This is a genomic window from Pseudomonas frederiksbergensis (assembly GCF_000802155.2).
Lineage (GTDB): Bacteria > Pseudomonadota > Gammaproteobacteria > Pseudomonadales > Pseudomonadaceae > Aquipseudomonas > Aquipseudomonas frederiksbergensis_A.
Genome location: NZ_JQGJ02000021.1, coordinates 71,465 through 95,494, shown reverse-complemented (window position 1 = coordinate 95,494; position 24,030 = coordinate 71,465). Strand labels below are relative to the sequence as shown.

The window sequence follows — 24,030 nt, the reverse complement described above, 5'->3', positions numbered from 1 at the left end:
AGCAACCTGGCGTACTGCTGCATGCGCCAAGCGGGATCGGCGTGGTCAGCCCTGAAGCCGTATGCCTGGCCTCCGGCGCCGAAAGCGTTGGCATCATCGCTGCGCACAACGCTGATATCAGCGCGGGCCACGACATCACCGCCACCGCGCAAGGCGGCATCAGCGTAGTGGCCAAGGAAGCTGGGATACAACTCAAATCTGCCGGAGGAAAGATCGAGCTACATGCTCAAGGGAATGATCTTCACGCCTTGGCGAAGACCGATGTGAAAATTGAAAGTGTTCAAGGGCGCGTGGAAATCAGCGCACCGCAGGAGCTGGTGCTCAACTGCGGTGGCGCCTACATCCGCCTGAAAGACGGTGATATCGAGCTGGGTGCACCGGGCAACGTCTATTTGAAGGCCTCCCATGTGGAAAAAACCCAAGGGGCCAGCCTGCATACCCCTGCCTCCCCATTACCGGCCGGTTATGCCGCCGGCTATACGCTGAAAGACCACGCCCAGGCAGCAATGCCGTTTGCCCGCTATCGCGTTACGACTCAACAGGGGGATGTGTTCAATGGGGTAACGGACAGGGATGGGCGGACCATGAGCGTCAATACCTTGGTGCCGGGAAATCTGCGGGTTGAATTGCCTGAGGCAGTTTACGACGAACAACTTCGCTTGATCAGTTCTAGCGGTGAGTTGGCAAGCAACCTCAAATATTCACTCACCTTGGCTGACGGCAGCACTGTAGAAGGCGTGACGGATGAACAGGGTTACACGGAGCGCCTCGTGACCGAAAAACCAATACAGGTCACTCAGTTGAAGCTCTTCCCTCCTGAAAAAGTGGAGTCTTTCTGCTGCGCGGCACTTAATGCCCAGACGTCACTGGAAGTTGATTTGAAGCCCTTGGAAGTTTCTACCAACGATACGAATGTCGGTACCTCCGCCCGAAACGTGCCACTGCCTGAAGGCAAGAAACGGGCGCTGACGGCGGGAGAGATCGCCATGGCTAGAACCGTATTCAAGGATGCAATTAACTATACGAAAGTCAAAGTGCATCACGGTGGGTGGTGGTTGTTTCTGGGGTTCCAGAATACGGCTGTTACACCCAATGGGGAAATGTACTACCCAGCAAGTACTGAGTACTACAGGGACGATTTCTCCTCAACGGGCAATGGTCGTGATAAAGCGCTGTTCATGCATGAAATGACGCATGTGTGGCAGTACCAGTTGGGTTTCCCAGTAAAAAAATCAGGCATGACGGTAACTAGCAGGGGGGCGGCAGCCTACGAATATACGTTGCACAACGACAGCACATTTTCGGAGTACAACTTGGAACAACAGGGAGAGATTGTTTCGGACTACTATTTGATCTGCGTTGAGCACGAACCAAACTCCGTCTGGAATCGCCACAATCGAACCAAAGATCCGAGCCTATTGGCACTAGTATTAAAGGACCTCATGATCAATCCGTTTAACAAACGCCTTTTGCCTAGCTGAGCAACGTCATGAGGCCTTTCATATCGGTTTTTTTCGTTGCGTCGAGCGCCCTCTCTTCTTCAGTCGAGGCGACCCCATGGGGAATGCCGGGCGAAGCGGTTATCGATTCAGATAAAGGAAAGATGTTCATTTGTATTCCAAAAGCAGCCCAGAACAGCGTAAGGATTGACTCAATATGGGTGTCCGAGAAAAGTCTACGAGAGGGGAGGCGCAAGCCAATGTGGGAAATTGAACTGGCCCAAAACGGCACGCCTATCCATCTAGAACCTGGAGGTTGTGTTTCCTATGGTTTTTTGCCGCCTGGATACCACGAGCAGGTGGCGCCGAAGGCGTTGAGACCCGGGGACACGTACTACGCGAGAATGAACCTTATTGTCGCCAACCCGGTTCGTCATAGCATACTTTTCTATGATGCGGTTTTCTGCGTGGGACAGCAGCGGGAAGGATTCTTTAATTACCGGCAGTACCAGTACGAACCTGATGGAAGAACAGTCAAGGCTGCTTGTTGAATTATCGGATTGTTAGCACTTCGCCCGGAAGAACAGATACGGAGCGAGCTGAAGAAGCGCCGGGATAAGCCCAGTTATCCCGGCCCACCAGTTGAGTCGCATGACCATGCCAAGCCCAACTGCCGATCTGCTCCCCTCAGTACCGATTAGGCTCCATCTCAAGATCAACCTGAAACCGCTCGGCAATGTCTTTCTGGATCCGTCGAGCCAGGTCCAGCAGCTCAAGCCCGGTGGCATTGCCGTAATTGACCAGCACCAGCGCCTGTAACTTATGCACGCCGGCGTCGCCTTCGCGAAAGCCTTTCCAGCCAGCCCGTTCGATCAGCCAGCCGGCGGCGATTTTCATTTGCCCGCCAGGCTGTGGATAAGCCACCAGGTCGGGGTACTGATCCTTGAGATGCGCCACGTGAGCGGCCGGCACCAACGGGTTCTTGAAGAAGCTGCCGGCGTTGCCCAGCACGGCCGGGTCTGGGAGTTTTTCGCTGCGGATACTGCAAATAGCGCGGCTGACATCACTGGGCGTTGCCTGGTCGATGCCTTGTTCGGTCAACCGTTGGCGCACCGGGCCGTACTCCAAGTGCAGATGCGCGATACGGCTGAGGGCGAAACGCACCCGCAGGATCAGCCAGCGATCCGACTGCTGCTTGAACAGGCTGTCGCGGTAGGCGAAAGCACATTCGTCGAGGGTGAAATTCCGTAGCTCGCCGGTGTAGCGATCCAGCGCGGTGAGGCCGGCGAAGACATCCTTTATTTCCACACCGTAGGCACCGATGTTTTGCATCGGCGCCGCACCCACCGTGCCGGGAATCAGGCTGAGGTTTTCCAGGCCCGCCCAACCCTGCGCCAGCGTGTGCTGGACAAAAGGATGCCACGGCTCGCCGGCCTCGGCCTCGATCACCACCCGCTCGCCTTCATCGCTGAGCAGTCGGATCCCCCGACTGGCCATGCGCAACACCAGTGCATCGATGTCGCCGGTCAATAACAGGTTGCTCCCGCCGCCGATCACCAGCAGTGGCACGTCGTGGCCGGCGGCATAGGCCAGGGCTTCACGAACATCCGCATCGCTTTGGGCCTCGGCAAACAAACGGGCGCAGACATCCACGCCGAAGCTGTTGAATGGCTTGAGACTGACGTCCGCCCGGACTTGCAAGGTCATAGCCGCCCCTTCAATTCGATCACCAGACGATCCGTGGCGCGCTCGATCAGGTCCAGCACTTGCTCGAAACCTTGCTCGCCGTCGTAGTACGGGTCGGGCACGTCATCGAGTTCGGCCTCGTAACGACGCAGGAAAAGGTCCAGCTCCGCACGGGCATTGGCCGGTTGCAAGAGCTTGAGATTGCGCAGGTTGGTGCTGTCCATCGCCAGGATCAGGTCATAAGCCGCGAAATCGGCGCGGGATACCTGCCGGGCCCGCTGGGCGGACAAGTCATAGCCACGCCGCAGCGCCGCGGCCTGGCTGCGTTTGTCCGGCGCCTTGCCGACGTGCCAGTCGCCGGTGCCGGCGGAAGCGACTTCCACCTGCCCCTCCAGCCCGGCCTCGCGCAACTTGTGGCGCAAGATGCCTTCGGCAGTGGGCGAGCGGCAGATGTTGCCAAGACAGACGAACAGAACCCGCATCAAGCCTCCAGCAGGCGACGAACGCGCTCGAGGTCTTCGGGAGTGTCGACACCGGTAGGCGGAGCGATCAGGGCGTCGGCCACGTGGATCCGCACGCCATGCCACAACGCTCGCAGTTGCTCCAAGGCTTCGGTGTTCTCCAGCCAGCATGGCCCCCACGCGACGAAGTCCTGGAGGAAGCCGGCGCGGTAGGCATAGATGCCGATATGACGGCGGAACGGCACGTCTGCGGGCAGCACGTCGGGATGCTGGGCAAAGGCTTCCCGTGCCCAGGGCAAGGTGGCGCGGCTAAAGGTCAGCGCAAGGCCATTGAGGTCGCTGACCACCTTGACCACGTTGGGATTGAACAGCGCCTGCAGATCCTCGATCGGCTCGGCCAAGGTGGCCATGCGTGCCTCGGGGTGGGCCGCGAGGTTCTCGGCGACCTGATCGATGACACTTGGGGGAATCAACGGCTCGTCGCCCTGCACGTTGACCACGATTGCATCGGGCGCCAGGCCGAGTTTCGCAGCCACTTCCGCCAGGCGATCGGTGCCGGAGTTGTGGTCCTCGCGAGTCATCACCACCTCGGCGCCAAAGCCCTTGCAGGCCTCCTCGATGCGCGCGTCATCCGTCGCGACCACCACGCGCTGGGCACTGCTCTTGCTGGCCTGCTCCCAGACGTGCTGGATCATCGGCTTGCCGGCGATCAACAGCAGCGGTTTGCCGGGCAAACGCGTCGAAGCGAAGCGCGACGGAATAACAACAGTAAACACCGTAGTCATTTATCCAGGCGCTCATCGGTGGTCAGGGTGCGAGCTTCGCTCTCGAGCATCACTGGGATGCCGTCGCGAATCGGATAGGCCAGGCCGGCGCCCTTGCTGATCAGCTCGGTCTTGTCGGCGCTGAGCTTGAGCGGGCCTTTGCAGACCGGGCAAGCCAGGATATCGAGCAGTTTGGTGTCCATGAAAAAATCCCCTGGATAAAACGTTTAAGGCAAGAGTCGATCCGGCAACAGGCGCATCAGCTGCGTATCGAACCAGGCCGAGAAGGCCGGCGAAGGAGCTGCATCCACCGCCAGGTACCACCAGTCGGGCGCGGCGAAGGCACAGCATTTGACCGCGTCCTTTTCCGTCATGACCACCGGCAGGGACGGCGTGAAGCTCAAGGCCCGGACACTGTACTCGGCGTGATCGGCAAACCCGTGCGGTATTGGCCGCCAGTGTAGCGTTTCAAGGGTCTTGAAGAAACGCTGCGGATTGCCGATGCCGGCCACGGCGTGCAAGGCCTGGCCGGGCGGGAAGTGATCGAGGGCGCGCCGTTCGCCGCTGGCCAGGTTGACCAGGGCGGTAGGCCGCAACTCGAAGGCAAAGCCGTCCTCGCGATCAGCGGCGGCGCCGTTGAACAGCACGGCGTCGACCGACTGAAGGCGCTCGACTGGCTCGCGCAACGGGCCGGCGGGCAGGCAGCGCCTATTGCCCAGGCCACGGGCATTGTCGATCAGTACCAGTTCAAGGTCCCGCGCCAAGCGATAGTGCTGCATGCCGTCGTCGGACAGGATCAGGTCCAGCGGCTCGGTTTCCAACAAGGTCTGGACAGCGCGGCTGCGATCGGGATCGATCATCAACGGCACCCCGGTGCGCTGGACGATCAGCAGCGGCTCGTCACCCGCGACGTCGGCGCCCTGGCTGGCCTCGACTCGCCAAGGCAACTGCGGCGGCTTGGCGCCATAACCCCGGCTGACCACGCCGACCCGAAGGCCGCTGCGCTGGCAATGCTCGATCATCCACAAGATCAACGGCGTCTTGCCAGTACCGCCAACGGTGATATTACCGACCACGACCAGCGGCACGGGGGGCTGGTAGATATCACCCTCGCCTGCCAGGAATCGCTCGCGCTTGCCGACCACGACGCGTCGATACAACCATTCAAGTGGCCGCAGTAGCTCAAGGGCGCGATGCCCTTCATACCAGGCGGCAAGCAATCGATCGGACATGGCCATCAGGGTGCGGGAGCCGCCTCGACCGTGGTCATGCGCAGATGGCTGAAACCGAGCTTGCCGGCCGCGTCCATGGCGGTGATGACCGATTGATGAGGCGTCTTGCCGTCGGCGCTGATGGACAGCGGCAGGTTGGTGTCGCCGCCGGATTCTTTCTGCAGGGCCTCGATCAGGCTCGCCAGGTCACTTTTGGGCAGCAACTGGTTGTTCACCGAGAACGTCCCCTCGGCGCTGATGATGACTTCAAGGTTTTTCAATTGCTGGTCTTCGGCCGGCGAGCCACTGACGGCCTGCGGCAGTTCGACCTTGAGCTGGGTTTCCCGGGTGAAAGTGGTGGTCACGACGAAAAACAGCAGCAGGATGAAGACCACGTCGATCAGCGACGCGAGATTGATCTCGATGTTTTCCCGTGGTTTGCGGCGGAATTTCACTTCTTGCCCCCGGCCAGGTCCACGTCACGATCACCCTGCACCACCTCGACCAGCTTGATGGCTTCCTGCTCCATGCCCACCACCAGTTCGTCGACGCGGCGCTGCAGGAAGCGATGGAAAAACACCGAGGGGATACCCACCATCAAACCGGCTGCGGTGGTGATCAACGCTTTGGAAATACCGCTGGCCAGCACCGATGCGTTGGTGCTCATGCCGGTACCGGTAAACGCGCTGAAAATATCGATCATGCCCAGTACCGTGCCCAACAAACCCAGCAACGGGGCCATGGCAGCGATGGTGCCCAGGGCATTGAGGTAGCGCTCAAGTTCATGGATGACCCGGGCCGCCGCCTCTTCGATACATTCCTTCATGATCTCGCGACCATGCTTGGAGTTGGCCAGGCCTGCGGCAAGGATTTCACCCAGCGGCGAACTGGCCCGCAGCTCCTTGAGCTTGTCCTTGTTCAGTTGCTTGTCCTTGATCCAGACCCAGACCTGCCCGAGCAAATGCTCCGGGGTCACGCGACTGGCCCGCAAGGTCCACAGGCGTTCGGCAACGATACCCAGTGCCGCGATGGAACTCAGAATGATCGGCAACATCATCCAGCCGCCGGATTTGACCAATTCCCACACAGTGACAGCCCCCTCGAAAAAGTGCGCCACTTTATCATACAGACGCCCGGTGCAGACCCGCGCCGCCGACAACAGGGTCATGTCCGATGAGCTGGGTCAATGTTCTGTCCAAGCCCCTGCGGCCAGCCGGTCACGCCAGTAGCGCCGAACGCCGGCCTCGGTATGCGCTGGCACGAAGGCACCGAGTTGCAGACGAATGGCGCCCTGCTCGGCACTGTCGAGGATCGACAGGCCCAACCTGCGGTACCGCTCCATCACCCACGGATGCGGATGACCGAAAGCATTGCTTCGTCCCCTGGAGATCAACACGGAATGAGGCTTGAGCCGCGCCAGCAGCGCCATCGACGATGAGCTGCGGCTGCCGTGGTGCGGTGCCGCCAGCCATTGGATCGGCCCCGCCAGGGGGCCTTCGAGCAAAGCGCGCTCGGCGTGGGTATCGATGTCGCCGGTCAACAACAGTCGCTCATCGCCAGCCACGACCAGCAAGACACAGGATTTCTGGTTGCTTTCGATGGCCGAAGCCCAGCGCCAGAGCTCGAACCTGACCCCGTCCCATGTCCAACTGTCGCCGCTATTGCACGGACCCGCCTGTAAATCGCCGGGCAGCGCTTGCGGATCACCGCTGATGACCCGGGTCGTTGGTAATCCGTTGCGCACGGCCTGGGCGCCACCGGCATGATCGGCATCGGCGTGGCTCAGTAACATCAGGTCGATCTCTTGCACGCCAAGCTTATGCAAGGTCGGCACGACCACGCGCTCGCCGGCATCCGCCTCGCCAAAGCGCGGGCCTGCGTCGTAAAGCAAGGTATGCCGATGGGTGCGCACCAGTATCGCCAGCCCCTGGCCGACGTCCAATTGCCAGATTTCGGCTTGGCCCATGGGCACTTCTTCCCCTGGAGGAAAAACGATCAGCAACAACATCGGCCACCCGAGGAGGCGTAGCGGCACGCCCTTGGGCAGCAACAACAGCAGCGCACCGGACGCCGCAATGCACCACGCCCAAAGCGGTACGGCGGGAGGCACCCAGGCCGGCACCTGCCCCGCAGCCAGGGCGAGCCCCTTGAACAGCAGATCAAGCAGCCCGCCGGCGATCCAGAGCAGGCTTTCACCGACGAAGGGTATCGGCAGCAACGCCGTGCCAAGCAGTGCCGAGGGCAGCACCAGCAGGCTGATCCAAGGCACCGCCAGCAAGTTGATCAACGGACCGCTGAGACTGACCGGCAGTCCCAGGATCAGCAACAGCGGGCACAGCCCCAGGGCGATCAACCACTGGGCACGAGTCCAGGTCTGCCACCAACGCCAGGGACCCAGGCGACCGCCGAACGTGAACATCAATATCGCCACTGCGGCGAACGACAACCAGAACCCTGGCCGCAGGCTCGCCAGCGGATCCAGCACCAACACGCCCACGAACGCCGCCAGCCAGGCCCACCACGGTTGCGCCTGGCGAAAGCGCAAGCGCCATAGCAGCACCAGGCCGATCATTGCGCAGGCCCTTCGCACCGGCACCTCGAAGCCGGCGAGCAAGCCGTAGCCCAGGGCCGCGGCAAAGGCCAGCGCACATGCCCAGGGCAACCACGGCAAACGCGCCGGCCAAACGCCATGACGCGCCGCGCCGGCCACCAACAAATAGACCAGGCCGGCAAGCAGGCCGATGTGTTGCCCGGAAATCACCAATAAATGGACAGTGCCGGTGTCCTGCAGCACCTGCCAATCTTCGCGGCTCAGCCCGGCGCCGTCGCCGAGGACCAGCGCCAACAGCGCACCGGAACGACCCTGGGCGTCGACGTTCGCCAACGCCTGGCGGACCCCATCACGCCAGGCACCCTGGGCCGGCTGCAGCAGCGATCCATCCTTGACGGTGCCGGTGGCGCCGATGCCCCTGCTCAACAGCCAGGCCTCATAGTCGAAGCCATGGGGATTGAGCAGCCCCGCGGGGCGCTTGAGCTTCACCGCCAGGCGCCATGTTTCGCCACTGTTGACCAGCGGCCCGCCATACCAGGCCAGACGCATCGATGTCGGCAAGCGCGTGCGCCGGGAATACGCATCCGCGAGTTCGAAACGCACCACGCCATCGCTGTGTTGCGGCAACCCGACGACACGGCCCTCGACCCAGCGGGTTTGCCCCTCCAGCGCGACGGACAGCCGATCGTCCAATGCAATCTGTGCCGAAAAACAGGCCCAGGCCAGCCCAATGAAAAAAACGCCTGCCAGGTACGCACGCGTCGGCAACGCCAGCAATGCCGCTAAAGACATGGCTGCCATCAACCAGAACGGTGGCAATACCGGTAGGAAAGTCGGAGCCAGCAGCCCCAGTGCAAGCGCGACCATTGCCGTGCGCATAAGCCCATCCTTGAGAGTTCCCTCTCAGGCTTAGACGTTCCAGGGCACCCTGCGCGTTATCAATTGTCACAAAGTCTGAATCTGTCAGCCGTAGAATCCGGACATACTTGCGGCCTGACTGCTGTGATCCGACCGAGAAGTCCTTATGCCCCGGCGCCTATTCAAACGCTACATGCCTGACCCAGCGAGCATTCGGGAACACAAATCCTTACGCTTTCTCGGCACCCTGCTGCACGACCCCAACCTCTGGCACCTCAATCGCCACTCCGTGGCTCGGGCGATGGCCGTCGGTCTGTTTGCCGCTTTCTTGCCGATTCCCCTGCAAATGCTGCTGGCCGCAGCGCTGGCCGTCACAGTCCGTGGCAACATCCCGATTGCAGTGAGCCTGGTCTGGCTGACCAATCCCATCACCATGCCGGCGGTGTTCTTCTGTACTTATCAAACCGGTGCCTGGCTCATGGACGTGCCGGCCCGGACGCTGCCTGACGAGCTGACGTGGGAATGGATCACCAATCAGCTGTCGACGTTGTGGCAGCCGTTCTTGCTGGGTTCGGTGGTGACGGGGCTGGTGCTTGGGGTGCTGGCTTACTTTGTGACCATGGCGTATTGGCGATGGTGGGTGGCGAGGCAGTGGCGGCGACGCAAGCGAAGTCGGATGTGAGTGCTTATGAAAACCGTTTCTTCGATTACCGAAGAAACGGTTTTTCATACCCGCAGGATAACGACAACCCAGGATCACCTCAGGTCCGCATACCCCGCCCACTCACCAACAACCGCGCGCATCCCACATAAAGCACCACCGTCGCCACCACCATGAAGGTAATCGCGATACTGATGCGAATGTCCGAAACCCCAAGGATCCCATAGCGAAACGCGTTGACCATATGCAACACCGGGTTGGCCAGCGATACGGTCTGCCAGAACGGTGGCAGCAAGGAAATCGAATAGAAAACCCCGCCCAGGTAGGTCAGCGGCGTCAGCACGAACGTGGGGATGATGGAGATATCATCGAAGTTGCGCGCAAACACGGCATTGATGAAACCCAGCAATGAAAAAATCGTCGCCGTCAGCACCACCACCAGGATCGTCACCCCCAGGTGATGCACCTGGAGATCGGTGAAGAACAACGACAGCAGCGTCACGATAAAACCCACCGCCAGCCCTCGCAACACACCACCCAAGGTGAACCCGATCAGGATGGTATGGGGCGAAACCGGCGAGACCATCAGTTCTTCGATCGAACGCTGGAACTTGCTGCCGAAAAAACTCGACACGACGTTGCCGTAGGAGTTGGTGATCACCGACATCATGATCAGGCCCGGCACGATGTAGTCCATGTACGTAAAGCCGCCCATGTCGCCGATCTGCCGGCCGATCAGGTTGCCGAAGATCACGAAGTACAGAACCATGGTAATGGCCGGCGGCAGCAAGGTCTGCGGCCAGATCCGCATGAAGCGTCGGACTTCACGGTAGACAATGGTATTGAGAGCGATGAGGTTGGGGCGCAGTTCGGAACTCATACGGCCACCTTCGCCAGGTTTTTTTCCACCAGGGACACGAACAACTCCTCAAGGCGATTGGTCTTGTTGCGCAGGCTCAGCACTTCGATGTTCTGAAGGGCCAGCTGGGTGAACAGGCCGGTGATGCCGACGGATTTGTCGACCTGGACTTCCAGGGTGTGGCCGTCCAGCAGCCGCGCCGGATAACCAACGAGCTGGGGGCTGACGCTCAGGTCATGCTTGAGATCCAGCAGGAAGGTTTCCACATGCAATTGGCTCAGCAGTTGCCGCATGCTGGTGTTCTCGACGATGGTGCCGTGGTCGATGATGCCGATGTTGCGGCACAGCTGCTCGGCCTCTTCCAGGTAATGCGTGGTCAGGATAATGGTGATGCCCTTCTTGTTCAGCTCGGTCAGGAAGGTCCACATCGAACGGCGCAGCTCGATGTCCACGCCCGCGGTCGGTTCGTCGAGGATCAACAACCGCGGTTCGTGCACCAGCGCGCGCGCGATCATCAGGCGTCGCTTCATGCCGCCGGACAATGAACGGGACGGCACGTCGCGCTTGTCCCACAAGCCCAATTGGGTCAGGTACTGTTCGGCGCGCTCATTGGCAATCTTCGGCGGGATGCCATAGTAGCCGGCCTGGGTCACGACGATGTCGAACGTTTTTTCGAACTGGTTGAAATTGAACTCCTGGGGCACCACGCCGATGCAGCGCTTGAGCGCGGCGGGCTCGCGGTCCAGGTCGTGGCCGAAGACATTGACCGTGCCGCTGGTCTTGTTCACCAGGGTGGAAAGAATGCCGATGGTGGTGGATTTGCCGGCGCCGTTAGGGCCAAGCAAGGCGAAGAAGTCACCTTCGGCTACGTCCAGATCGATACCACTCAGGGCCTGGAAACCGTTGCCGTAGGTTTTGGTTAACTGCCGTATGGACAGAGCGGAACTCATATTGGATTACGCACCAAGAAGGGGGAAAGAACACTAGATAAGGGCGCACGGCGAGCAATACAACCATGGCGTACGAAGGCAATGGTGCGTGGCGTCGTCGTGCAAGTACAGTGAAGCGTGTCGATAGTAACTATCAAGTCAACGCGGTCATGACGGCTTTGCGATAGGCCGGACGCTGCTGGAGCCGTGCGTACCAGGCTTGCACATTGGGCAACGCGGCACGCTCGATGGGCATCTCGAACCAGGCATAAATGAAACTGCCCAGGGGAATATCGCCCATGCCAATTTCGTCACCGCCAAGGTAAGGCTGTTCGCCCAGCGTCTGTTCCACCATGGCCAACAAGTCATCGCATTCCTTGATAGCGGCCTTGATGGCACTCCAATCCTGCTGCTCGGCCGGGGTGCGCAAGACGCCCCAGAACACCGTTCGAAACGGTGTGGCGAAACTCGACGTCGTCCAATCCATCCATTTATCTGCCTCGGCCCGGGCCTGTACATCAGCGGGATACCAGGCCGAACCCGGGGCATGGCGCGCCACCAGGTATCGAACGATGGTGTTCGACTCCCAGAGCACGAAGCCATCGTCTTCTATCATCGGAACCCGGCCGTTGGGATTCTTCGCGCGGTATTCAGGCGTATCCACCACACCGAACGCGCCCCCCGCATCAATGGCCTCGTAGGCCAATCCCAACTCTTCGGCGCACCACAACGCCTTGCGCACGTTCGATGAATTCTTCCGGCCCCAGATCTTCAGCATCACGGCTTTCCTCGTTGGATAAATGCCGCAGCAGCATACGCCGGATCAGCAATGGCTCAAATCATCGCGCGAATGCGCGCCGGCAGTCGCCCTGGGCCGACAAGGCATTTGCGCCAAACAATGGCGTTTTCTCACTTTGGTGACGAACGATTTCCCACGGCTGTTGCCAACCAGACTGGCGCGATACGTCGAGGGTTTCCCACGAATCAATCACATCGCGCCTACTGCCGGTTTTGCAGGGGCCGTCTAAGCTCTGGAGGTCGGTTTCGCCTTGGTTCACGGAGGATCACTTATGCTGTTGTTGTGGATACTGGTTCTGGTCGTCGGGGTCGCCTGGCTGGCGCATCGTCGCACCGCCCCGCTGCCGGCGCTGGGCATCGTCGCGATCTATCTGGTGGTGATGGGCATCGCCAGCCATGCGCCCGGATGGCTGATGCTCGTTCTCTGGCTGCTGCTCGCCGCCATCGCCACTCCGCTGCTGCTGCCAGACCTGCGCCGCACACATTTCAGCGCGCCGATGTTCGACTGGTTCCAGAAAACCTTGCCGCCCATGTCCCAGACCGAGCGAGACGCCATCGACGCGGGCACGGTGTGGTGGGATGGCGAACTGTTCAGCGGCCGGCCGGACTGGGACACGCTGCTGGCCTACCCCAAGGTTCGACTGACTGAAGAAGAGCAGGCGTTCCTCGACGGCCCGACCGAAGCCCTCTGCGCAATGGTCAGCGACTGGCAGATCGGCCAGGCCATGGACCTGCCGCCCGAAGCCTGGGAACACATCAAGGCGCATGGTTTCTTCGCCCTTATCATTCCCAAGGAATACGGCGGCAAAGGATTCTCCGCCTATGCCCATTCCCAGGTAGCCATGAAACTCGCGACCCGCAGCGGCGACCTGGCTTCCACCGTCATGGTCCCCAACTCCCTGGGCCCGGCGGAACTGCTGCTGCATTACGGCACCGATGAACAACGCAACCACTACCTGCCGCGACTGGCCCGGGGCGACGACATTCCCTGCTTCGCGCTGACCGGTCCATTGGCCGGGTCCGACGCCGGGGCGATGCCCGACACCGGGATCATCTGCAAAGGCGAATGGCAAGGCGAGGAAACCCTCGGCCTGCGCTTGAACTGGGAAAAGCGCTACATCACCCTCGGCCCGGTCGCCACCCTCCTCGGCCTGGCCTTCAAGGCTTATGACCCGGACCACTTGCTGGGCGACGAAGAGGACCTGGGGATCAGTCTCGCGCTGATCCCCACGGATACGCCCGGTGTTCAAATCGGCCGTCGCCACCTGCCCCTCGGCGCTGCCTTCATGAACGGACCGAACTGGGGCAAGGATGTCTTCATCCCGCTGGATTTCCTGATCGGCGGCCAGGCCATGCTCGGCAAGGGCTGGATGATGCTGATGAACTGCCTGTCGGTCGGGCGCTCGATTTCCCTGCCCGCGGTCGGTACCGGCGCGGCGAAGTTCACCAGCCTGGTCACCGGCCAGTACACCCAGGTGCGTGAACAATTCAACGTGCCGTTGTCAGCTTTCGAAGGCATCCAGGAAGCCATGGCGCGCATCGGCGGCAACGCCTGGCTGATGGACGCCGCGCGCATGCTGACGGCCAACGCGGTGGACCTCGGCGAAAAACCTTCGGTGCTGTCGGCGATCCTCAAGTACCACCTGACCGAACGTGGCCGCGAATGCATCAGCCACGCCATGGATGTTCACGGCGGCAAAGGCATCATCATGGGCCCGAACAATTACCTGGGGCGCAGTTGGCAAGGCGCGCCGATCTTCATCACGGTCGAGGGCGCGAATATCCTGTCGCGCAATTTAATGATCTTCGGCCAGGGGGCCATCCGCTGCCATCCTTTCGTGCTCAAGGAAATGGCCCTGGCCACCCGCGAGGACAAAGACCAGGCACTGATCGAATTTGACGGATTGCTGCTCAAGCACATCGGGTTTGCCATCAGCAACGCCGCGAGCACGCTGGTCTTGAACCTGGGCCTCGGGCATTTCGACAACGTGCCGGGCAACGCCCTGAGCCAAGGCTACTTCCGCGCCCTCAACCGCCAAGCGGCGGCATTTGCCCTGCTGGCGGATTTGAGCATGATGTTGCTGGGAGGTGAGCTCAAGCGCCGCGAACGTTTATCCGCCCGCCTGGGTGATGTGTTGAGCAATCTTTACCTGGCCTCGGCTGCACTCAAGCGCTACCACGACCTCGATTCGCCGGACCACATGGCGCCACTGTTCCAGTGGGCCATGGAAGAAAGCCTGGGCCAGTCGGAGCGGGCCTTGGACGAACTGCTGAGCAACTTTCCCAACCGCGTGCTGGGCTGCCTGTTGCGTGTGGTGGTGTTCCCTTTCGGCCGGCGTCACAAAGGGCCGAGCGACAAATTGGACGCCGAAGTCGCCGCCGTTATTGGGCGAGCCAAGGGCGATCCGACCCTGGAAGAACTGCTTCAAGGTTGCTATCGCCCGCAGTCGCAGGACGATCCGGTGGGCGCTCTGCAACATGCCGCCGACCTGCTGGCCGCTGCCCATCCGCTTCACAAGAAATTGCACGTGGCGATGAAGCAGGGTCAACTCGACCCGGCCCCCGGAGAGCACCTTTTCGACGCAGCGTTGCAAGCGGGCGTGCTGCAAGCCGGTGAGGCCCAGACCCTGCGCGCAGCCGAAGCGGCAAGGCGTAAAGTCATCGATGTCGATGATTTTGATAAGCAAGCGCTTACGCTTGCCGAGGACAAAGTCAGGTGATCCGGTCGGACTAGCATGTAAAAGAGGGCGCAGGCACTTTATACTCCTGCGCCCGTTTTGCTCTTGAGGACTTATCTCGTGTCCAACGTCGTTGCCGATCACCTCGTCTTGCTTGACCACTTGCGCAGCATCCTGGTCGCCGTGGGTGAGGCCGAACAGGTTCCCGAAGAAAGCCATGCGCTATTCCTGGAGCGCTTTGATGATTTGCGCGCTCAGTTGCCGGTCGATCCGATCGAAAGCCAATACCTGGGCCAGGACCTCCTGTGCCAGGTGATCGTCCGTTACCCGCAGATCGCCCACTTGGTCCCACGTGACTTGCTCTGGTACTTCGGCGGCGATTGCCTGCACTACATGCCCGACGAAGAAATCGACCTGTACCAGGCCTTGGAGGAACGTCGTTTCGAAGCTGAGCAAAACGACGAGCCCTTCGATTGGAACCAGGAAAAACAATTGCTGGCGATGTCGGATCAGGACAGCAAGCACTGATCGCAAACAGCAATGCAAAGGCCCGCATAGTGTAGAACCCTGCGGGCCTTTTTCATGGATCAAGGACGGTTAATCGATTCGATTTTCATTCGACCGTCAATTTCGTCACCCTCGTAAAAAGCCCCGAATAACGTTTTATTGACGCTATTTTTGGGCTCTCTCTCCTTCCGTCAGATTTCAGACGAAAATAGTATTTGGGTCGTGGCGCTTTGCCATGGGTGTACTACTGTCACAACAGCAGAACTCGGGGCGCCTTTCGTCGCCCCCTGACAGTAATAATCAGCAACAGTCAGAGACAAAGGGGCAGCCCGGGCCCCTTAAGTGATCCGAGGCAATTGATTGCCTAGGGATGGCCTCTCTATCGAGGATCACTTCATGACTCATTGCACCCCGCCCACCGTAAGACGCTTCATTCATTGCTTGTTCTGGATGGGCCTTGGCCTGGATGCCGCTCATGCCGCGGCGGACAGTTGTTCGCAACTTGAAAATTTGCCCGCCACTTTCGAGGTCGGCCAAGGGCTGCAGAATGAACTGCGTATTCTGGCCCCTGTCACGAAGCTGGCGGTGGGCGACCCCAAAGTCGCCGACGTGCAGCCCAGCGGCAACGATGCCTTCATCCTTACCGGGCTCATGCCCGGCGCCACGAGCCTGATGGTCTGGACCGCCTGCTCGAAGATCCCGCGCCAGAGCATGATCTTCGTCACCGGCCGAGCCACCGCAGCGTTGACCAGCGCCGCGAGCGTGCCGTCCGAAGACCCCATGCTGCTCGCCCAGGTGCAGACCGACATCCGTTTCGTCGAAGTCAGCCGCACCAAGCTCAAGGAAGCCTCGACCTCGATCTTCGGCACCCGTGGCAACTTCCTGTTCGGCTCGCCAAGGACCTTGCCCACGGTGGGCGGTATCGTCCGGCCTTCGCTACCCGTCAATAACGACATGTTCAATTTGTCGTTTGCCACCGGCAAGACGCTGTTGATGATCAACGCCCTGGAGGGCAGCGGTTTTGCCTATACCCTGGCACGGCCCAGCCTGGTGGCGCTGAGCGGGCAAAGCGCGAGTTTCCTGGCCGGTGGCGAGGTGCCGATTCCGGTGCCCAGCGCGGGTAGCGACAACGTGTCCATCGAGTACAAGGAGTTCGGCATTCGCCTGACCTTGACCCCCACGGTCATTGGTAAAAACCGCATTGCGCTGAAAGTGGCGCCTGAGGTCAGCGAGCTGGATTTCACCAACGCGGTCAACATTGCCGGGACCCTGGTGCCGGCGCTGACCGTACGCCGCACCGATACCAGCATTGCCCTGGCTGACGGCGAGAGCTTCGTCATCAGCGGTCTGATCAGCACCCGCAACAGCTCGCAGGTAAACAAACTCCCTGGGTTGGGCGATGTGCCGATACTCGGCGCGTTCTTTCGTGACAACACCATCAATCGCGAAGAGCGGGAGCTGCTGATGATCGTCACCCCGCACCTGGTCCAACCGTTGGCCGCCGATGCGCAACTGCCGACGCTGCCCGGTGAACAGCTGCGCAACTACGACCCGAACTTCTATCGCATGTATTTCCTGGAAAACGGCGAGTTCGACAACCGCAGCGGGTTGTCCCAATGAGCGCTTACTTGAAGTGCGCAAATCAACCGGCTCCCAGGGGGCATGCCATGAAAGCAATGATCGCGGTAGCGGCGTCCTTGATGCTCGCCGGTTGTGCCAGCAACGGCACCGTGGCCTCGAGCCCGGCCCAGTGCGCCAAGCCCGGCTCAGACCAGGAACTGGCCCTCAACCTGGCCGATGACATGGCCAACGAGGGGCGTCTGTATGCCAGCCTCGCAAATCTTGAAGGGCTGCCTGAAGATCTGGTCCAGGTCCGCCTGCGCAAGGCTCGCGTCCTGCGGCTGATGGGACGCAGCGACGCGGAGCCGTTGTACAAAAGCCTGCTCGGGACTTGCCTGGCCGCCGATGCGGAACATGGCCTGGGCCAGTTGGCTGCCGCCAGGCATGACAACGCCAGCGCCACGGAACACCTCGAACGCGCGGCGAAAATGGCCCCTACCGAAGGAAAGATTCGCAATGACCTGGGGGTCGTCTACCTCAACCAACGCCGGATCCCACAAGCCCGCTTCGAGTTCATGACCGCCATGGAGCTTCGCCAGTCGGACACGCTGGCGGCGTTCAACATGGTGACCCTGCTGATCTACCAGGACAATTGGAAGCAGGCGGCCGAGCTCGCGAACATGGCCAGGCTGAGCCCCCAGCAGATCGCTGATGCCCAAGCCCGCGCGGAAAGAATCAGGGGCTCGGCCGATAACGCAGTGACCTCACCATCAAACCGCTCGACCGAGGTCGTCGATGCCTCAACCGGCGCGGTCAAGTAGCGCGTTACGAGGAGTCCAGGAAATGAAAACCAGACAATTGATGATCGTATGCATGGCTTGCTTGTCCACCAGCGCCTGGGCCATCGAGCCTGGCCCATCTTCGGCGGCACAGCAAGGCACCGAAAGCTGGATGCAGCTGCAGATTCGTGGCGTCGTTGCTTCCACCCACCTGCAAACCGTATCGGCTGCCGAGCGCGACTTGGCCATGCAGCGTTGGCTCAACAGCTTCACCTACCCGATCCCGATGTTCTTTGACCAGGACATGGGGGGAGATGTCAGCAAGAGTGAATGAAGCGTTCAAGACTATAAGATCGCAGCCTCCGGCAACCCTACGCTCGATGTAGGAATTGCCGGAGGCTGCGATCTTTTGGTTTGTGGGTGTTGACTGAACAGGCCGGGGACGCTGCGCGTCCAGCGGGAGCAAGCTCCCTCGCCACGGGTGCAGTGTCAGGCTGACCTGGCCCGCCGGGCCACACAGCGCCAGTGGGTTGCTCGCGATTGCTGGCTCATTCCCAACACTTGCACTGCCTGTCGCACCGCTTTCGCGAACAGGCACGCTCCGACACTGGATCTCTGGCGGAACATGAAATAACGGAACAACACAAAAAACTGTGGGAGATTGGTTTTTCCTACATATTCCCGAAAGCCCTGAACACGCCGATCATGGCGGGGCCGATGGCGACTAGGAAGAAGCTTGGCCACAGGCAGAAGATCAGCGGGAAGATCAGCTTGGTGCCGATCTTGGCGCCCATTTCTTCGGCTGCCTGGGTGCGCCGGTCGCGAAACTCGTCGGCGTAGATGCGCAGGGTATCGGCCACGCTGGTGCCAAAGCGGATGCTCTGCGCCAACAGGCTGACCAAGCCCTGGATATCGTCCAGGCCGGTGCGCACGGCCAGTTGCCTGAGGGCTTCGGTGCTGGTGATGCCCGCACGGATCTGCGCGTTGACCAAGGCCAGTTCCTCGGCCAGTTCGACCTGGCTGACCGACATTTCTTCAGCGACCCGCTCGATCGTCGTGGGCAGGGCCAGTCCCGACTCGACACAGACCACCATCAAGTCCAGCGCATCCGGAAACGCGCCGCGCAACCGGGTTTGCCGTGCCTGTTTGCGCTTGCCGACATACAGCGCCGGCAGCAGCCAGCCAACACCGGCCATGAGCGTGATGCCCAACAGGCCGATGGCCAGGGATACCTTGACCAGCGGCAGCAGCAATAACGCAACCCCCACCAACATCAGCGGCAACATCAGGCGCACGGCCCAATACATCTGCACGGCCGAGGCAGACCGATAGCCGGCATGCGTCAACAGCATCTGGGTGGCGGAGGCCTGGGCCGCCTCGGCCGGGGCAAAACGTTGGCCGACGCGCTCCAGCAACAGTTGCAGGTTCCCTGGTGCCTCCTTTCCCGCCGCGCCGTCGGCGTAACCGCGCTTGATCAGCGCCAGGCGGCGCTGCACCGGGTCTTGCAGACCGAGCATCAGCAACAGGACGGCGCCGGCTGCCAACACCGCACTGACGCCGATCACCGTGACGAACAACAGGCGCGCCAGTTCTTCGCTACCGGTAAATCGACTGAACAACCCAAGCATATAGTCCATGACTGTCACCTCTGGGCGCGATAGCGCTCAAACCTGGATCCGGATGATTTTTTTAATCCAGTAGATCCCGACCAACATGGCGCCAAACGCACCGATGATCAGCTTGTGGCCTATCGGATCATTGAGCAGCACCGGCAGATAGCTGGGGCTGGTGACCACAATGGCGACCGCCAGCACGAAAGGAATCGCCACCAGCACCCAGGCTGACATCCGCCCTTCGGCCGACAGCGTCCTGATCTTGCGCTGGAAACGGAAACGCCCGCGGATCAAGCGACTCAGGCGCTCCAACACTTCGGTCAGGTTGCCGCCGGTCTCGCGGTGGATGAGGATCGAGGTGACCAGCATCATCACGGTCATGCTCGGCATGCGCTCCAGCAAGCCGAGCATGGCCCTGCGCACGTCGTTGCCGTAGTTGATGTCGGAGAACGTCATACCGAACTCCTGGGCTACCGGGCCCTTATGCTCCTCGGCGACCAGGCGCAGGGTCTCATTGAACGGATGTCCGGCGCGCAGGGCCCGGCACATGGCGTCCAGCGCGTCCGGCAAGCCTTCCTCGAACGCGGCGAAACGCTTGTTGCGATCACGCATGATTTTGAACAGCGGCAACCAGGTCACGGCAAACGCCACCAACAGCGCCACCCACCAGATCGGCCAGACGATCAGCACCAAGGCACCCGCCGCCGCCCCCAGGGCCAGGCCGAGCAACATCACCCTGTAGGCGCGGTACTCGTGCCCGGCCTGCTCGATCAGCTGTGTCAGGTGGGCCATGAACGGTAGCTGTTCCAACCGCGCTTCCAGGGGCGATAGGCGCGTCAGGTACTTCTGCCGCAGCACCGTCTGCATATTGGGCAGGTGGTTGGCTTTCTCCAGGACGTGCAGGCGACCGCGAATGCGCTTGCGCATTTTCCCGGCCTCGCCGAACACCGGCACCACCACACCCTGGGACAGCAGGAACACGGCAATGAAGACCATGCCAAGGAACATCAGGATGAATTCACCCGGGATACCTTTCATGGCTGCCGGCCCTCCATCCACTCGGGTCGGAACAGGCTCAGAGGCAGTTCGATGCCGCGCTTGGCCAGTACATCGCGAAAGGCCGGGATCATGCCGCTGGGCTTGTATTCACCGAGGACCTCCCCGTGCTCGCCGATGCCATGGCGCGCAAAAGAGAAAATCTCGGTCATGGTGATGACCTCACCTTCCATACCGTTGATCTCTTGCATGCTGGTGACGCGACGCTTGCCGTCTTCTTGACGCTCCAGCTGGATCACCACATCGATGGCCGAGGCAATTTGTTGACGCATGGCCTTGATGGGAAATGTCGCCCCGGTCATCGACACCATATTTTCGACGCGACCCAACGCATCCCGGGTGGTGTTGGCGTGAATCGTCGTGAGGGAACCGTCGTGGCCGGTATTCATGGCCGTGAGCATGTCCATCGCTTCGGCGCCACGCACCTCGCCGATGACGATGCGATCCGGGCGCATCCGCAGGCTATTGCGCACCAGTTCACGCTGGCTCACCTCGCCGCGTCCCTCGATATTCGAAGGCCGGGTTTCCAGGCGCACCACGTGAGGCTGTTGCAGTTGCAGTTCGGCGGAGTCCTCGATGGTGACGATGCGTTCGTTGTGCGGGATGAAGCTCGACAACACGTTGAGCATGGTGGTCTTGCCGCTGCCGGTGCCACCGGAAATCAACACGTTCAGGCGCCCGCGAACGATGGCCTTGAGCAGCAAGGCAATGGCCGGCGTCATGGTGCCCACCTGGATCAGGCTATCGGTGTTGAGCAAGTCCACGGCAAAGCGCCGGATCGACATGCTTGGGCCGTCGATCGCCAGCGGCGGAATGATCGCGTTGACCCGCGAACCATCCTTGAGCCGGGCGTCCACCAATGGGGAGGATTCATCAATGCGTCGCCCGAGGCTGGAAACGATGCGGTCGATGATATTGAGCAGGTGCTGGTCATCGCGAAAGCGCACGTCGGTGCGCTGCAACTTGCCGAAGCGCTCGACATAGACCGAGGCAAAACCGTTGACCAGGATGTCGGACACGCTGTGGTCGGCCAGCAGCGGTTCCAGCGGCCCCAACCCCAGCACTTCATCGGTGATCTGCTTGATGATCAACTGTCGGCTGACCGTACTCACGGGGGCCGAGTGTTCTTCAAGCAAGCGCTGGCAGATGTCGCGGATCTGCCGCGTGGCCTCGGCCTGTTCGAGGGCATCGAGCAAGGACAGGTCCATGACCTTGAGCAACTGCTGGTAGATCTTTTCCCGCCATTCGGCTTCCACCGGGGTGACCTGGCTGCGGGTTTCATAGGGCACATCGGGAATCGCATGTTCCCAGGCCATCAGTCCTTCGGCCGGGTCTGGTGCATTGTCGCCGTGCGAGGCGACCATCGAGACAGCGGGTTTGCCGGGCTGTTTGCGCAGGCGGTTGCGAAAATCACTGATCATGGGTCATCCCCCGAAGAAACGGTTGAAGGCGCGTTTGAGCAGGCCTTTGTCCGAGGCCATCTGGTGACCGACCAGGTCTTCGGTCAGATCGCGCAAGGCGACGGTAATGGCCGCCTTCGGCGCATGCAGCCCCAACGGCACGCCAGTGTTCTGACTCTGGCTGACCAGGTTGAAGTCATTGGGTAATTTCGAAAGGTTCGGGCAACGCAGCGCCTCGCCGATGTCCTTGAGGCTGACGGCGGCGTTCTTGTCGTAGCGGTTGACCACGATCTGCAACTGGTCGCCCCGCACACCCAGGTCTTCGCGAAGAACCCGCACCAGTGCACTGGCGTCACGCAGGTGGCTGACGCTTTGCTGCAGCACGACGTAGACCCGGTCCACCTGCTCCAGCACGGAGCCGGTGAGATGATCGATCTGCCGCGGCAGGTCCACCACCACCCAGTCATAGCTGGAGCGGGCCAATTGCAACAGGGTGTCGAGCTGTTCCGGCTGGGCGTCCTGGGGCAGGCACAGTTCGCCGGCCCGGCCGCCCAGCACGTGCAAGGTCGGGCTGAAGTGGCTGCAGAAACCCCGCAGCGCAACGCCGTCCATATCCTCGACCTGTTGCAGCACGTCCAGGTGACTGTGGGACTGCGCCACGTCCAGGTAATGGGTCACACTGCCAAATTGCAGGTCCATGTCCAGCAACAGCGTATTGCCTGCCCGGGCGCTGAGCTGCTGGGCCAGGTTGCACGCCACCAGGGTTCCACCGGAGCCGCCCTTGGCGCCGATCACCGCAATCAGCTTGCCTTCGTTGCCGCTGCCCAGGCGGACCTCCGCCACCAGGCGATTCAACGCAGCCACCAGTTCCGTATCGGCGAACGGCTCGGGCAACACGTCGCGAGCGCCGGCCTGCATCGCCAGGCGCATGCCCTCCTGTTCTCCCAACAGGCCGCACACCAGCATCGCCGGGCGCTCATGGGCCGGACGCTGCAGCAGGGCGGACAATTCTTCACGCCACAAATGGCTGACCCGCAACAACAGCAGGTCAGGCATGCGGTCCAGGCCATAGAGCGGATCGACATGGCCGTTGCTGACCAGGCGCGTGCTCACTTCCAGGCACGGCATGCGTTGACAGACGCATTGCAGGTCACGCAGGGACGCGGCGTCGCGGCTGCTGATCAGTATCCGCAGCCCGGCCTTGCCAGTGGCGCTCGTCAGCGGGTTTTCCCGAGTGTTCAGCATGGTGTGATCTCCCCTGAATCGATATGGCGCCCCAGGCTTTCCCGCGGCAAGGTTGCCCTGAAGGCAGGCAAGGTAATGGGCACGCCCAGCCCGGGGATAAACAGGTTGAAAACGAAATCCTGGACGCTCAACCGCACGTAGCGGATCGCGCGGAATCCGCTGGCACCGGACGTATCGGCGGGGTTCGCCACCACCGCACCATTGACGTCCAGATAGGTCAGCGCCAGGTTCGCGGTGGTCAGGCTGCCAATCAGTTGGCTGGCGCCTGAGTCCGTCGCGGCGTTGAAGATGGCCCGGCGCAGGATCACCGGGTCGCTGATGTTGCACACCGCCGCCAGGCGCGCTCCGCGTCGCGCCGCTTCATCCAGCGCGTTGACGGTGAAATACAGCCGCCCCATCTCCAGCACACCGAACAACAGGGTGAACACCAGCAGGCCCACGAACGCGAATTCGACGATGTAAGTACCGGCCATCTGCTTGCGGTTCATCACAACGCCCTCATGACGGTGGTCGCGACCAGCGGGATGCCCAAGGACATGGCGCTGCCGAAGAAACCGGGAATCGATCCGCTGCAGCTGCCCGCGCCAATCACCGGGCAGAAGGTAAACGTGATGGTGACACGTACATGGTCGACGCCTTCGGCGACGACTTGCACATGGTCGGTGGTCAACCCGGACACCACCGCGGTGCCGGTGGCACTCGGCACGCCATAGACCGCGACATTCTTGGTCTGGGCCTGCAGTGTGCTGGTGAGGGAAACCGTGCCGAGGGTGGCGTTCCACGCTTGGCCGGCCACGAAGCGATCGGCATCGCGGCTGGCCTGCAACAGCACGTTGTATTGGTAAAGCATGCGGCCGAACTCGCCGAAGGCCAGCAACAGCAACAGCAATACCGGCAGCACCAGGGTGAACTCCACCAGCGCCACGCCTTGCTGGCCGCAGGGTGATTTGAAAGGGGCCTGTGTCATGACGCCTC

The 24,030-nt window shown here is 61.2% G+C and carries 25 protein-coding genes; 8 read left to right on the top strand and 17 right to left on the bottom strand.

Annotated elements, in window-relative coordinates:
* Positions 1 to 1,481: DUF2345 domain-containing protein (locus JZ00_RS25810; RefSeq protein ID WP_046510187.1), on the top strand; the 1,481-nt coding region annotated here is incomplete at its 5' end.
* Between the two features lie 8 nt (positions 1,482 to 1,489).
* Positions 1,490 to 1,990 carry a hypothetical protein gene (locus JZ00_RS31640; RefSeq protein ID WP_152668473.1) on the top strand — a complete coding sequence of 167 codons (501 nt, stop codon included), beginning with the start codon at positions 1,490 to 1,492 and terminating at the stop codon, positions 1,988 to 1,990.
* Positions 1,991 to 2,126: 136 nt separating this feature from the next.
* Here JZ00_RS31640 and murB read toward each other — a convergent pair whose 3' ends face one another.
* The 8 genes from murB to JZ00_RS25765 all read right to left on the bottom strand — a co-directional run bounded on the left by murB (position 2,127) and on the right by JZ00_RS25765 (position 8,991).
* Complete coding sequence (murB, locus tag JZ00_RS25800) at positions 2,127 to 3,146, bottom strand: UDP-N-acetylmuramate dehydrogenase (RefSeq protein ID WP_039594052.1); 1,020 nt, start codon at positions 3,144 to 3,146, stop codon at positions 2,127 to 2,129.
* On the bottom strand, positions 3,143 to 3,607 hold the full coding sequence (locus JZ00_RS25795) for a low molecular weight protein-tyrosine-phosphatase (RefSeq protein ID WP_039594051.1): 465 nt from the start codon (positions 3,605 to 3,607) through the stop codon (positions 3,143 to 3,145). The genes murB and JZ00_RS25795 overlap by 4 nt, the downstream gene beginning before the upstream one ends.
* Positions 3,607 to 4,371, bottom strand: a complete 765-nt coding sequence (gene kdsB, locus JZ00_RS25790; RefSeq protein ID WP_039594050.1) for a 3-deoxy-manno-octulosonate cytidylyltransferase — start codon at positions 4,369 to 4,371, stop codon at positions 3,607 to 3,609. The genes JZ00_RS25795 and kdsB overlap by 1 nt, the downstream gene beginning before the upstream one ends.
* Complete coding sequence (locus tag JZ00_RS25785) at positions 4,368 to 4,553, bottom strand: Trm112 family protein (RefSeq protein ID WP_003179363.1); 186 nt, start codon at positions 4,551 to 4,553, stop codon at positions 4,368 to 4,370. Before JZ00_RS25785 ends, kdsB begins: the two co-directional genes overlap by 4 nt.
* A 24-nt stretch (positions 4,554 to 4,577) precedes the next feature.
* Positions 4,578 to 5,588 carry a tetraacyldisaccharide 4'-kinase gene (gene lpxK, locus JZ00_RS25780; protein ID WP_039594049.1) on the bottom strand — a complete coding sequence of 337 codons (1,011 nt, stop codon included), beginning with the start codon at positions 5,586 to 5,588 and terminating at the stop codon, positions 4,578 to 4,580.
* Entirely contained in the window at positions 5,588 to 6,016 is a 429-nt protein-coding gene (locus JZ00_RS25775) for an ExbD/TolR family protein (RefSeq protein WP_039594048.1), read from the bottom strand. Before JZ00_RS25775 ends, lpxK begins: the two co-directional genes overlap by 1 nt.
* Positions 6,013 to 6,648 carry a MotA/TolQ/ExbB proton channel family protein gene (locus JZ00_RS25770; protein ID WP_162488979.1) on the bottom strand — a complete coding sequence of 212 codons (636 nt, stop codon included), beginning with the start codon at positions 6,646 to 6,648 and terminating at the stop codon, positions 6,013 to 6,015. The genes JZ00_RS25775 and JZ00_RS25770 overlap by 4 nt, the downstream gene beginning before the upstream one ends.
* A gap of 96 nt (positions 6,649 to 6,744) precedes the next feature.
* Positions 6,745 to 8,991, bottom strand: coding sequence for a DNA internalization-related competence protein ComEC/Rec2 (locus JZ00_RS25765; RefSeq protein ID WP_039594047.1), 2,247 nt, complete (start codon positions 8,989 to 8,991; stop codon positions 6,745 to 6,747).
* Between the two features lie 145 nt (positions 8,992 to 9,136).
* Here JZ00_RS25765 and JZ00_RS25760 point away from each other — a divergent pair, with 145 nt between their 5' ends.
* Positions 9,137 to 9,652, top strand: a complete 516-nt coding sequence (locus JZ00_RS25760) for a DUF2062 domain-containing protein (protein ID WP_039594046.1) — start codon at positions 9,137 to 9,139, stop codon at positions 9,650 to 9,652.
* Between the two features lie 79 nt (positions 9,653 to 9,731).
* Here JZ00_RS25760 and JZ00_RS25755 read toward each other — a convergent pair whose 3' ends face one another.
* The 3 genes from JZ00_RS25755 to JZ00_RS25745 form a co-directional block, all read right to left on the bottom strand.
* A complete protein-coding gene (locus tag JZ00_RS25755) occupies positions 9,732 to 10,511 on the bottom strand; it encodes an ABC transporter permease (RefSeq protein WP_039594045.1) in 780 nt (259 codons plus the stop codon).
* Positions 10,508 to 11,440, bottom strand: a complete 933-nt coding sequence (locus tag JZ00_RS25750) for an ABC transporter ATP-binding protein (RefSeq protein ID WP_039594044.1) — start codon at positions 11,438 to 11,440, stop codon at positions 10,508 to 10,510. Before JZ00_RS25750 ends, JZ00_RS25755 begins: the two co-directional genes overlap by 4 nt.
* 133 nt (positions 11,441 to 11,573) lie before the next feature.
* Positions 11,574 to 12,197 carry a glutathione S-transferase family protein gene (locus JZ00_RS25745; protein WP_039594043.1) on the bottom strand — a complete coding sequence of 208 codons (624 nt, stop codon included), beginning with the start codon at positions 12,195 to 12,197 and terminating at the stop codon, positions 11,574 to 11,576.
* Positions 12,198 to 12,489: 292 nt separating this feature from the next.
* On the opposite strand from JZ00_RS25745, the gene JZ00_RS25740 reads away from it, so the two are divergent.
* From JZ00_RS25740 to JZ00_RS25720, 5 genes are all read left to right on the top strand, one after another.
* Positions 12,490 to 14,937, top strand: a complete 2,448-nt coding sequence (locus tag JZ00_RS25740; RefSeq protein ID WP_039594042.1) for an acyl-CoA dehydrogenase — start codon at positions 12,490 to 12,492, stop codon at positions 14,935 to 14,937.
* A gap of 78 nt (positions 14,938 to 15,015) precedes the next feature.
* The gene (locus JZ00_RS25735) at positions 15,016 to 15,423 is read left to right on the top strand and encodes a PA2817 family protein (RefSeq protein WP_039594041.1); all 408 of its coding nucleotides are present in this window, start codon (positions 15,016 to 15,018) and stop codon (positions 15,421 to 15,423) included.
* Positions 15,424 to 15,798: 375 nt separating this feature from the next.
* The gene (locus tag JZ00_RS25730) at positions 15,799 to 17,022 is read left to right on the top strand and encodes a type II and III secretion system protein family protein (protein ID WP_039594040.1); all 1,224 of its coding nucleotides are present in this window, start codon (positions 15,799 to 15,801) and stop codon (positions 17,020 to 17,022) included.
* Between the two features lie 47 nt (positions 17,023 to 17,069).
* A complete protein-coding gene (locus JZ00_RS25725; protein ID WP_045156604.1) occupies positions 17,070 to 17,783 on the top strand; it encodes a tetratricopeptide repeat protein in 714 nt (237 codons plus the stop codon).
* Between the two features lie 22 nt (positions 17,784 to 17,805).
* Positions 17,806 to 18,075 carry a DUF3613 domain-containing protein gene (locus JZ00_RS25720; RefSeq protein ID WP_039594039.1) on the top strand — a complete coding sequence of 90 codons (270 nt, stop codon included), beginning with the start codon at positions 17,806 to 17,808 and terminating at the stop codon, positions 18,073 to 18,075.
* Positions 18,076 to 18,412: 337 nt separating this feature from the next.
* On the opposite strand, the gene JZ00_RS25715 is transcribed toward JZ00_RS25720, so the two are convergent.
* Genes JZ00_RS25715 through JZ00_RS25690 form a run of 6 tightly spaced genes read right to left on the bottom strand, consistent with a single transcriptional unit; the run spans position 18,413 to position 24,022 of the window.
* The gene (locus JZ00_RS25715) at positions 18,413 to 19,378 is read right to left on the bottom strand and encodes a type II secretion system F family protein (protein ID WP_039594038.1); all 966 of its coding nucleotides are present in this window, start codon (positions 19,376 to 19,378) and stop codon (positions 18,413 to 18,415) included.
* Between the two features lie 27 nt (positions 19,379 to 19,405).
* Positions 19,406 to 20,392 (bottom strand): type II secretion system F family protein, encoded by a 987-nt coding sequence (locus tag JZ00_RS25710; RefSeq protein WP_039594037.1) that lies wholly within the window; start codon positions 20,390 to 20,392, stop codon positions 19,406 to 19,408.
* Positions 20,389 to 21,831 carry a CpaF family protein gene (locus JZ00_RS25705; RefSeq protein ID WP_039594036.1) on the bottom strand — a complete coding sequence of 481 codons (1,443 nt, stop codon included), beginning with the start codon at positions 21,829 to 21,831 and terminating at the stop codon, positions 20,389 to 20,391. The genes JZ00_RS25710 and JZ00_RS25705 overlap by 4 nt, the downstream gene beginning before the upstream one ends.
* A gap of 3 nt (positions 21,832 to 21,834) precedes the next feature.
* A complete protein-coding gene (locus tag JZ00_RS25700; protein ID WP_039594035.1) occupies positions 21,835 to 23,055 on the bottom strand; it encodes an AAA family ATPase in 1,221 nt (406 codons plus the stop codon).
* Positions 23,049 to 23,543: a TadE family protein gene (locus tag JZ00_RS25695; protein ID WP_039594034.1), complete on the bottom strand. Its 495-nt coding sequence runs from the start codon at positions 23,541 to 23,543 to the stop codon at positions 23,049 to 23,051. The genes JZ00_RS25700 and JZ00_RS25695 overlap by 7 nt, the downstream gene beginning before the upstream one ends.
* Positions 23,543 to 24,022, bottom strand: a complete 480-nt coding sequence (locus tag JZ00_RS25690) for a TadE/TadG family type IV pilus assembly protein (protein ID WP_039594033.1) — start codon at positions 24,020 to 24,022, stop codon at positions 23,543 to 23,545. The genes JZ00_RS25695 and JZ00_RS25690 overlap by 1 nt, the downstream gene beginning before the upstream one ends.
* Between the last annotated feature and the right edge of the window lie 8 nt (positions 24,023 to 24,030).

What these genes read in the sequence shown, in the direction of transcription:
- JZ00_RS31640 (WP_152668473.1), top strand. Translation starts at nt 1,490, where the DNA reads ATGAGGCCTTTCATATCGGTTTTTTTCGTTGCGTCGAGCGCCCTCTCT.
- murB (WP_039594052.1), bottom strand. Translation starts at nt 3,146, where the DNA reads ATGACCTTGCAAGTCCGGGCGGACGTCAGTCTCAAGCCATTCAACAGC.
- JZ00_RS25795 (WP_039594051.1), bottom strand. Translation starts at nt 3,607, where the DNA reads ATGCGGGTTCTGTTCGTCTGTCTTGGCAACATCTGCCGCTCGCCCACT.
- kdsB (WP_039594050.1), bottom strand. Translation starts at nt 4,371, where the DNA reads ATGACTACGGTGTTTACTGTTGTTATTCCGTCGCGCTTCGCTTCGACG.
- JZ00_RS25785 (WP_003179363.1), bottom strand. Translation starts at nt 4,553, where the DNA reads ATGGACACCAAACTGCTCGATATCCTGGCTTGCCCGGTCTGCAAAGGC.
- lpxK (WP_039594049.1), bottom strand. Translation starts at nt 5,588, where the DNA reads ATGGCCATGTCCGATCGATTGCTTGCCGCCTGGTATGAAGGGCATCGC.
- JZ00_RS25765 (WP_039594047.1), bottom strand. Translation starts at nt 8,991, where the DNA reads ATGCGCACGGCAATGGTCGCGCTTGCACTGGGGCTGCTGGCTCCGACT.
- JZ00_RS25760 (WP_039594046.1), top strand. Translation starts at nt 9,137, where the DNA reads ATGCCCCGGCGCCTATTCAAACGCTACATGCCTGACCCAGCGAGCATT.
- JZ00_RS25755 (WP_039594045.1), bottom strand. Translation starts at nt 10,511, where the DNA reads ATGAGTTCCGAACTGCGCCCCAACCTCATCGCTCTCAATACCATTGTC.
- JZ00_RS25750 (WP_039594044.1), bottom strand. Translation starts at nt 11,440, where the DNA reads ATGAGTTCCGCTCTGTCCATACGGCAGTTAACCAAAACCTACGGCAAC.
- JZ00_RS25745 (WP_039594043.1), bottom strand. Translation starts at nt 12,197, where the DNA reads ATGCTGAAGATCTGGGGCCGGAAGAATTCATCGAACGTGCGCAAGGCG.
- JZ00_RS25740 (WP_039594042.1), top strand. Translation starts at nt 12,490, where the DNA reads ATGCTGTTGTTGTGGATACTGGTTCTGGTCGTCGGGGTCGCCTGGCTG.
- JZ00_RS25730 (WP_039594040.1), top strand. Translation starts at nt 15,799, where the DNA reads ATGACTCATTGCACCCCGCCCACCGTAAGACGCTTCATTCATTGCTTG.
- JZ00_RS25725 (WP_045156604.1), top strand. Translation starts at nt 17,070, where the DNA reads ATGAAAGCAATGATCGCGGTAGCGGCGTCCTTGATGCTCGCCGGTTGT.
- JZ00_RS25720 (WP_039594039.1), top strand. Translation starts at nt 17,806, where the DNA reads ATGAAAACCAGACAATTGATGATCGTATGCATGGCTTGCTTGTCCACC.
- JZ00_RS25715 (WP_039594038.1), bottom strand. Translation starts at nt 19,378, where the DNA reads ATGGACTATATGCTTGGGTTGTTCAGTCGATTTACCGGTAGCGAAGAA.
- JZ00_RS25710 (WP_039594037.1), bottom strand. Translation starts at nt 20,392, where the DNA reads ATGAAAGGTATCCCGGGTGAATTCATCCTGATGTTCCTTGGCATGGTC.
- JZ00_RS25705 (WP_039594036.1), bottom strand. Translation starts at nt 21,831, where the DNA reads ATGATCAGTGATTTTCGCAACCGCCTGCGCAAACAGCCCGGCAAACCC.
- JZ00_RS25700 (WP_039594035.1), bottom strand. Translation starts at nt 23,055, where the DNA reads ATGCTGAACACTCGGGAAAACCCGCTGACGAGCGCCACTGGCAAGGCC.
- JZ00_RS25695 (WP_039594034.1), bottom strand. Translation starts at nt 23,543, where the DNA reads ATGAACCGCAAGCAGATGGCCGGTACTTACATCGTCGAATTCGCGTTC.
- JZ00_RS25690 (WP_039594033.1), bottom strand. Translation starts at nt 24,022, where the DNA reads ATGACACAGGCCCCTTTCAAATCACCCTGCGGCCAGCAAGGCGTGGCG.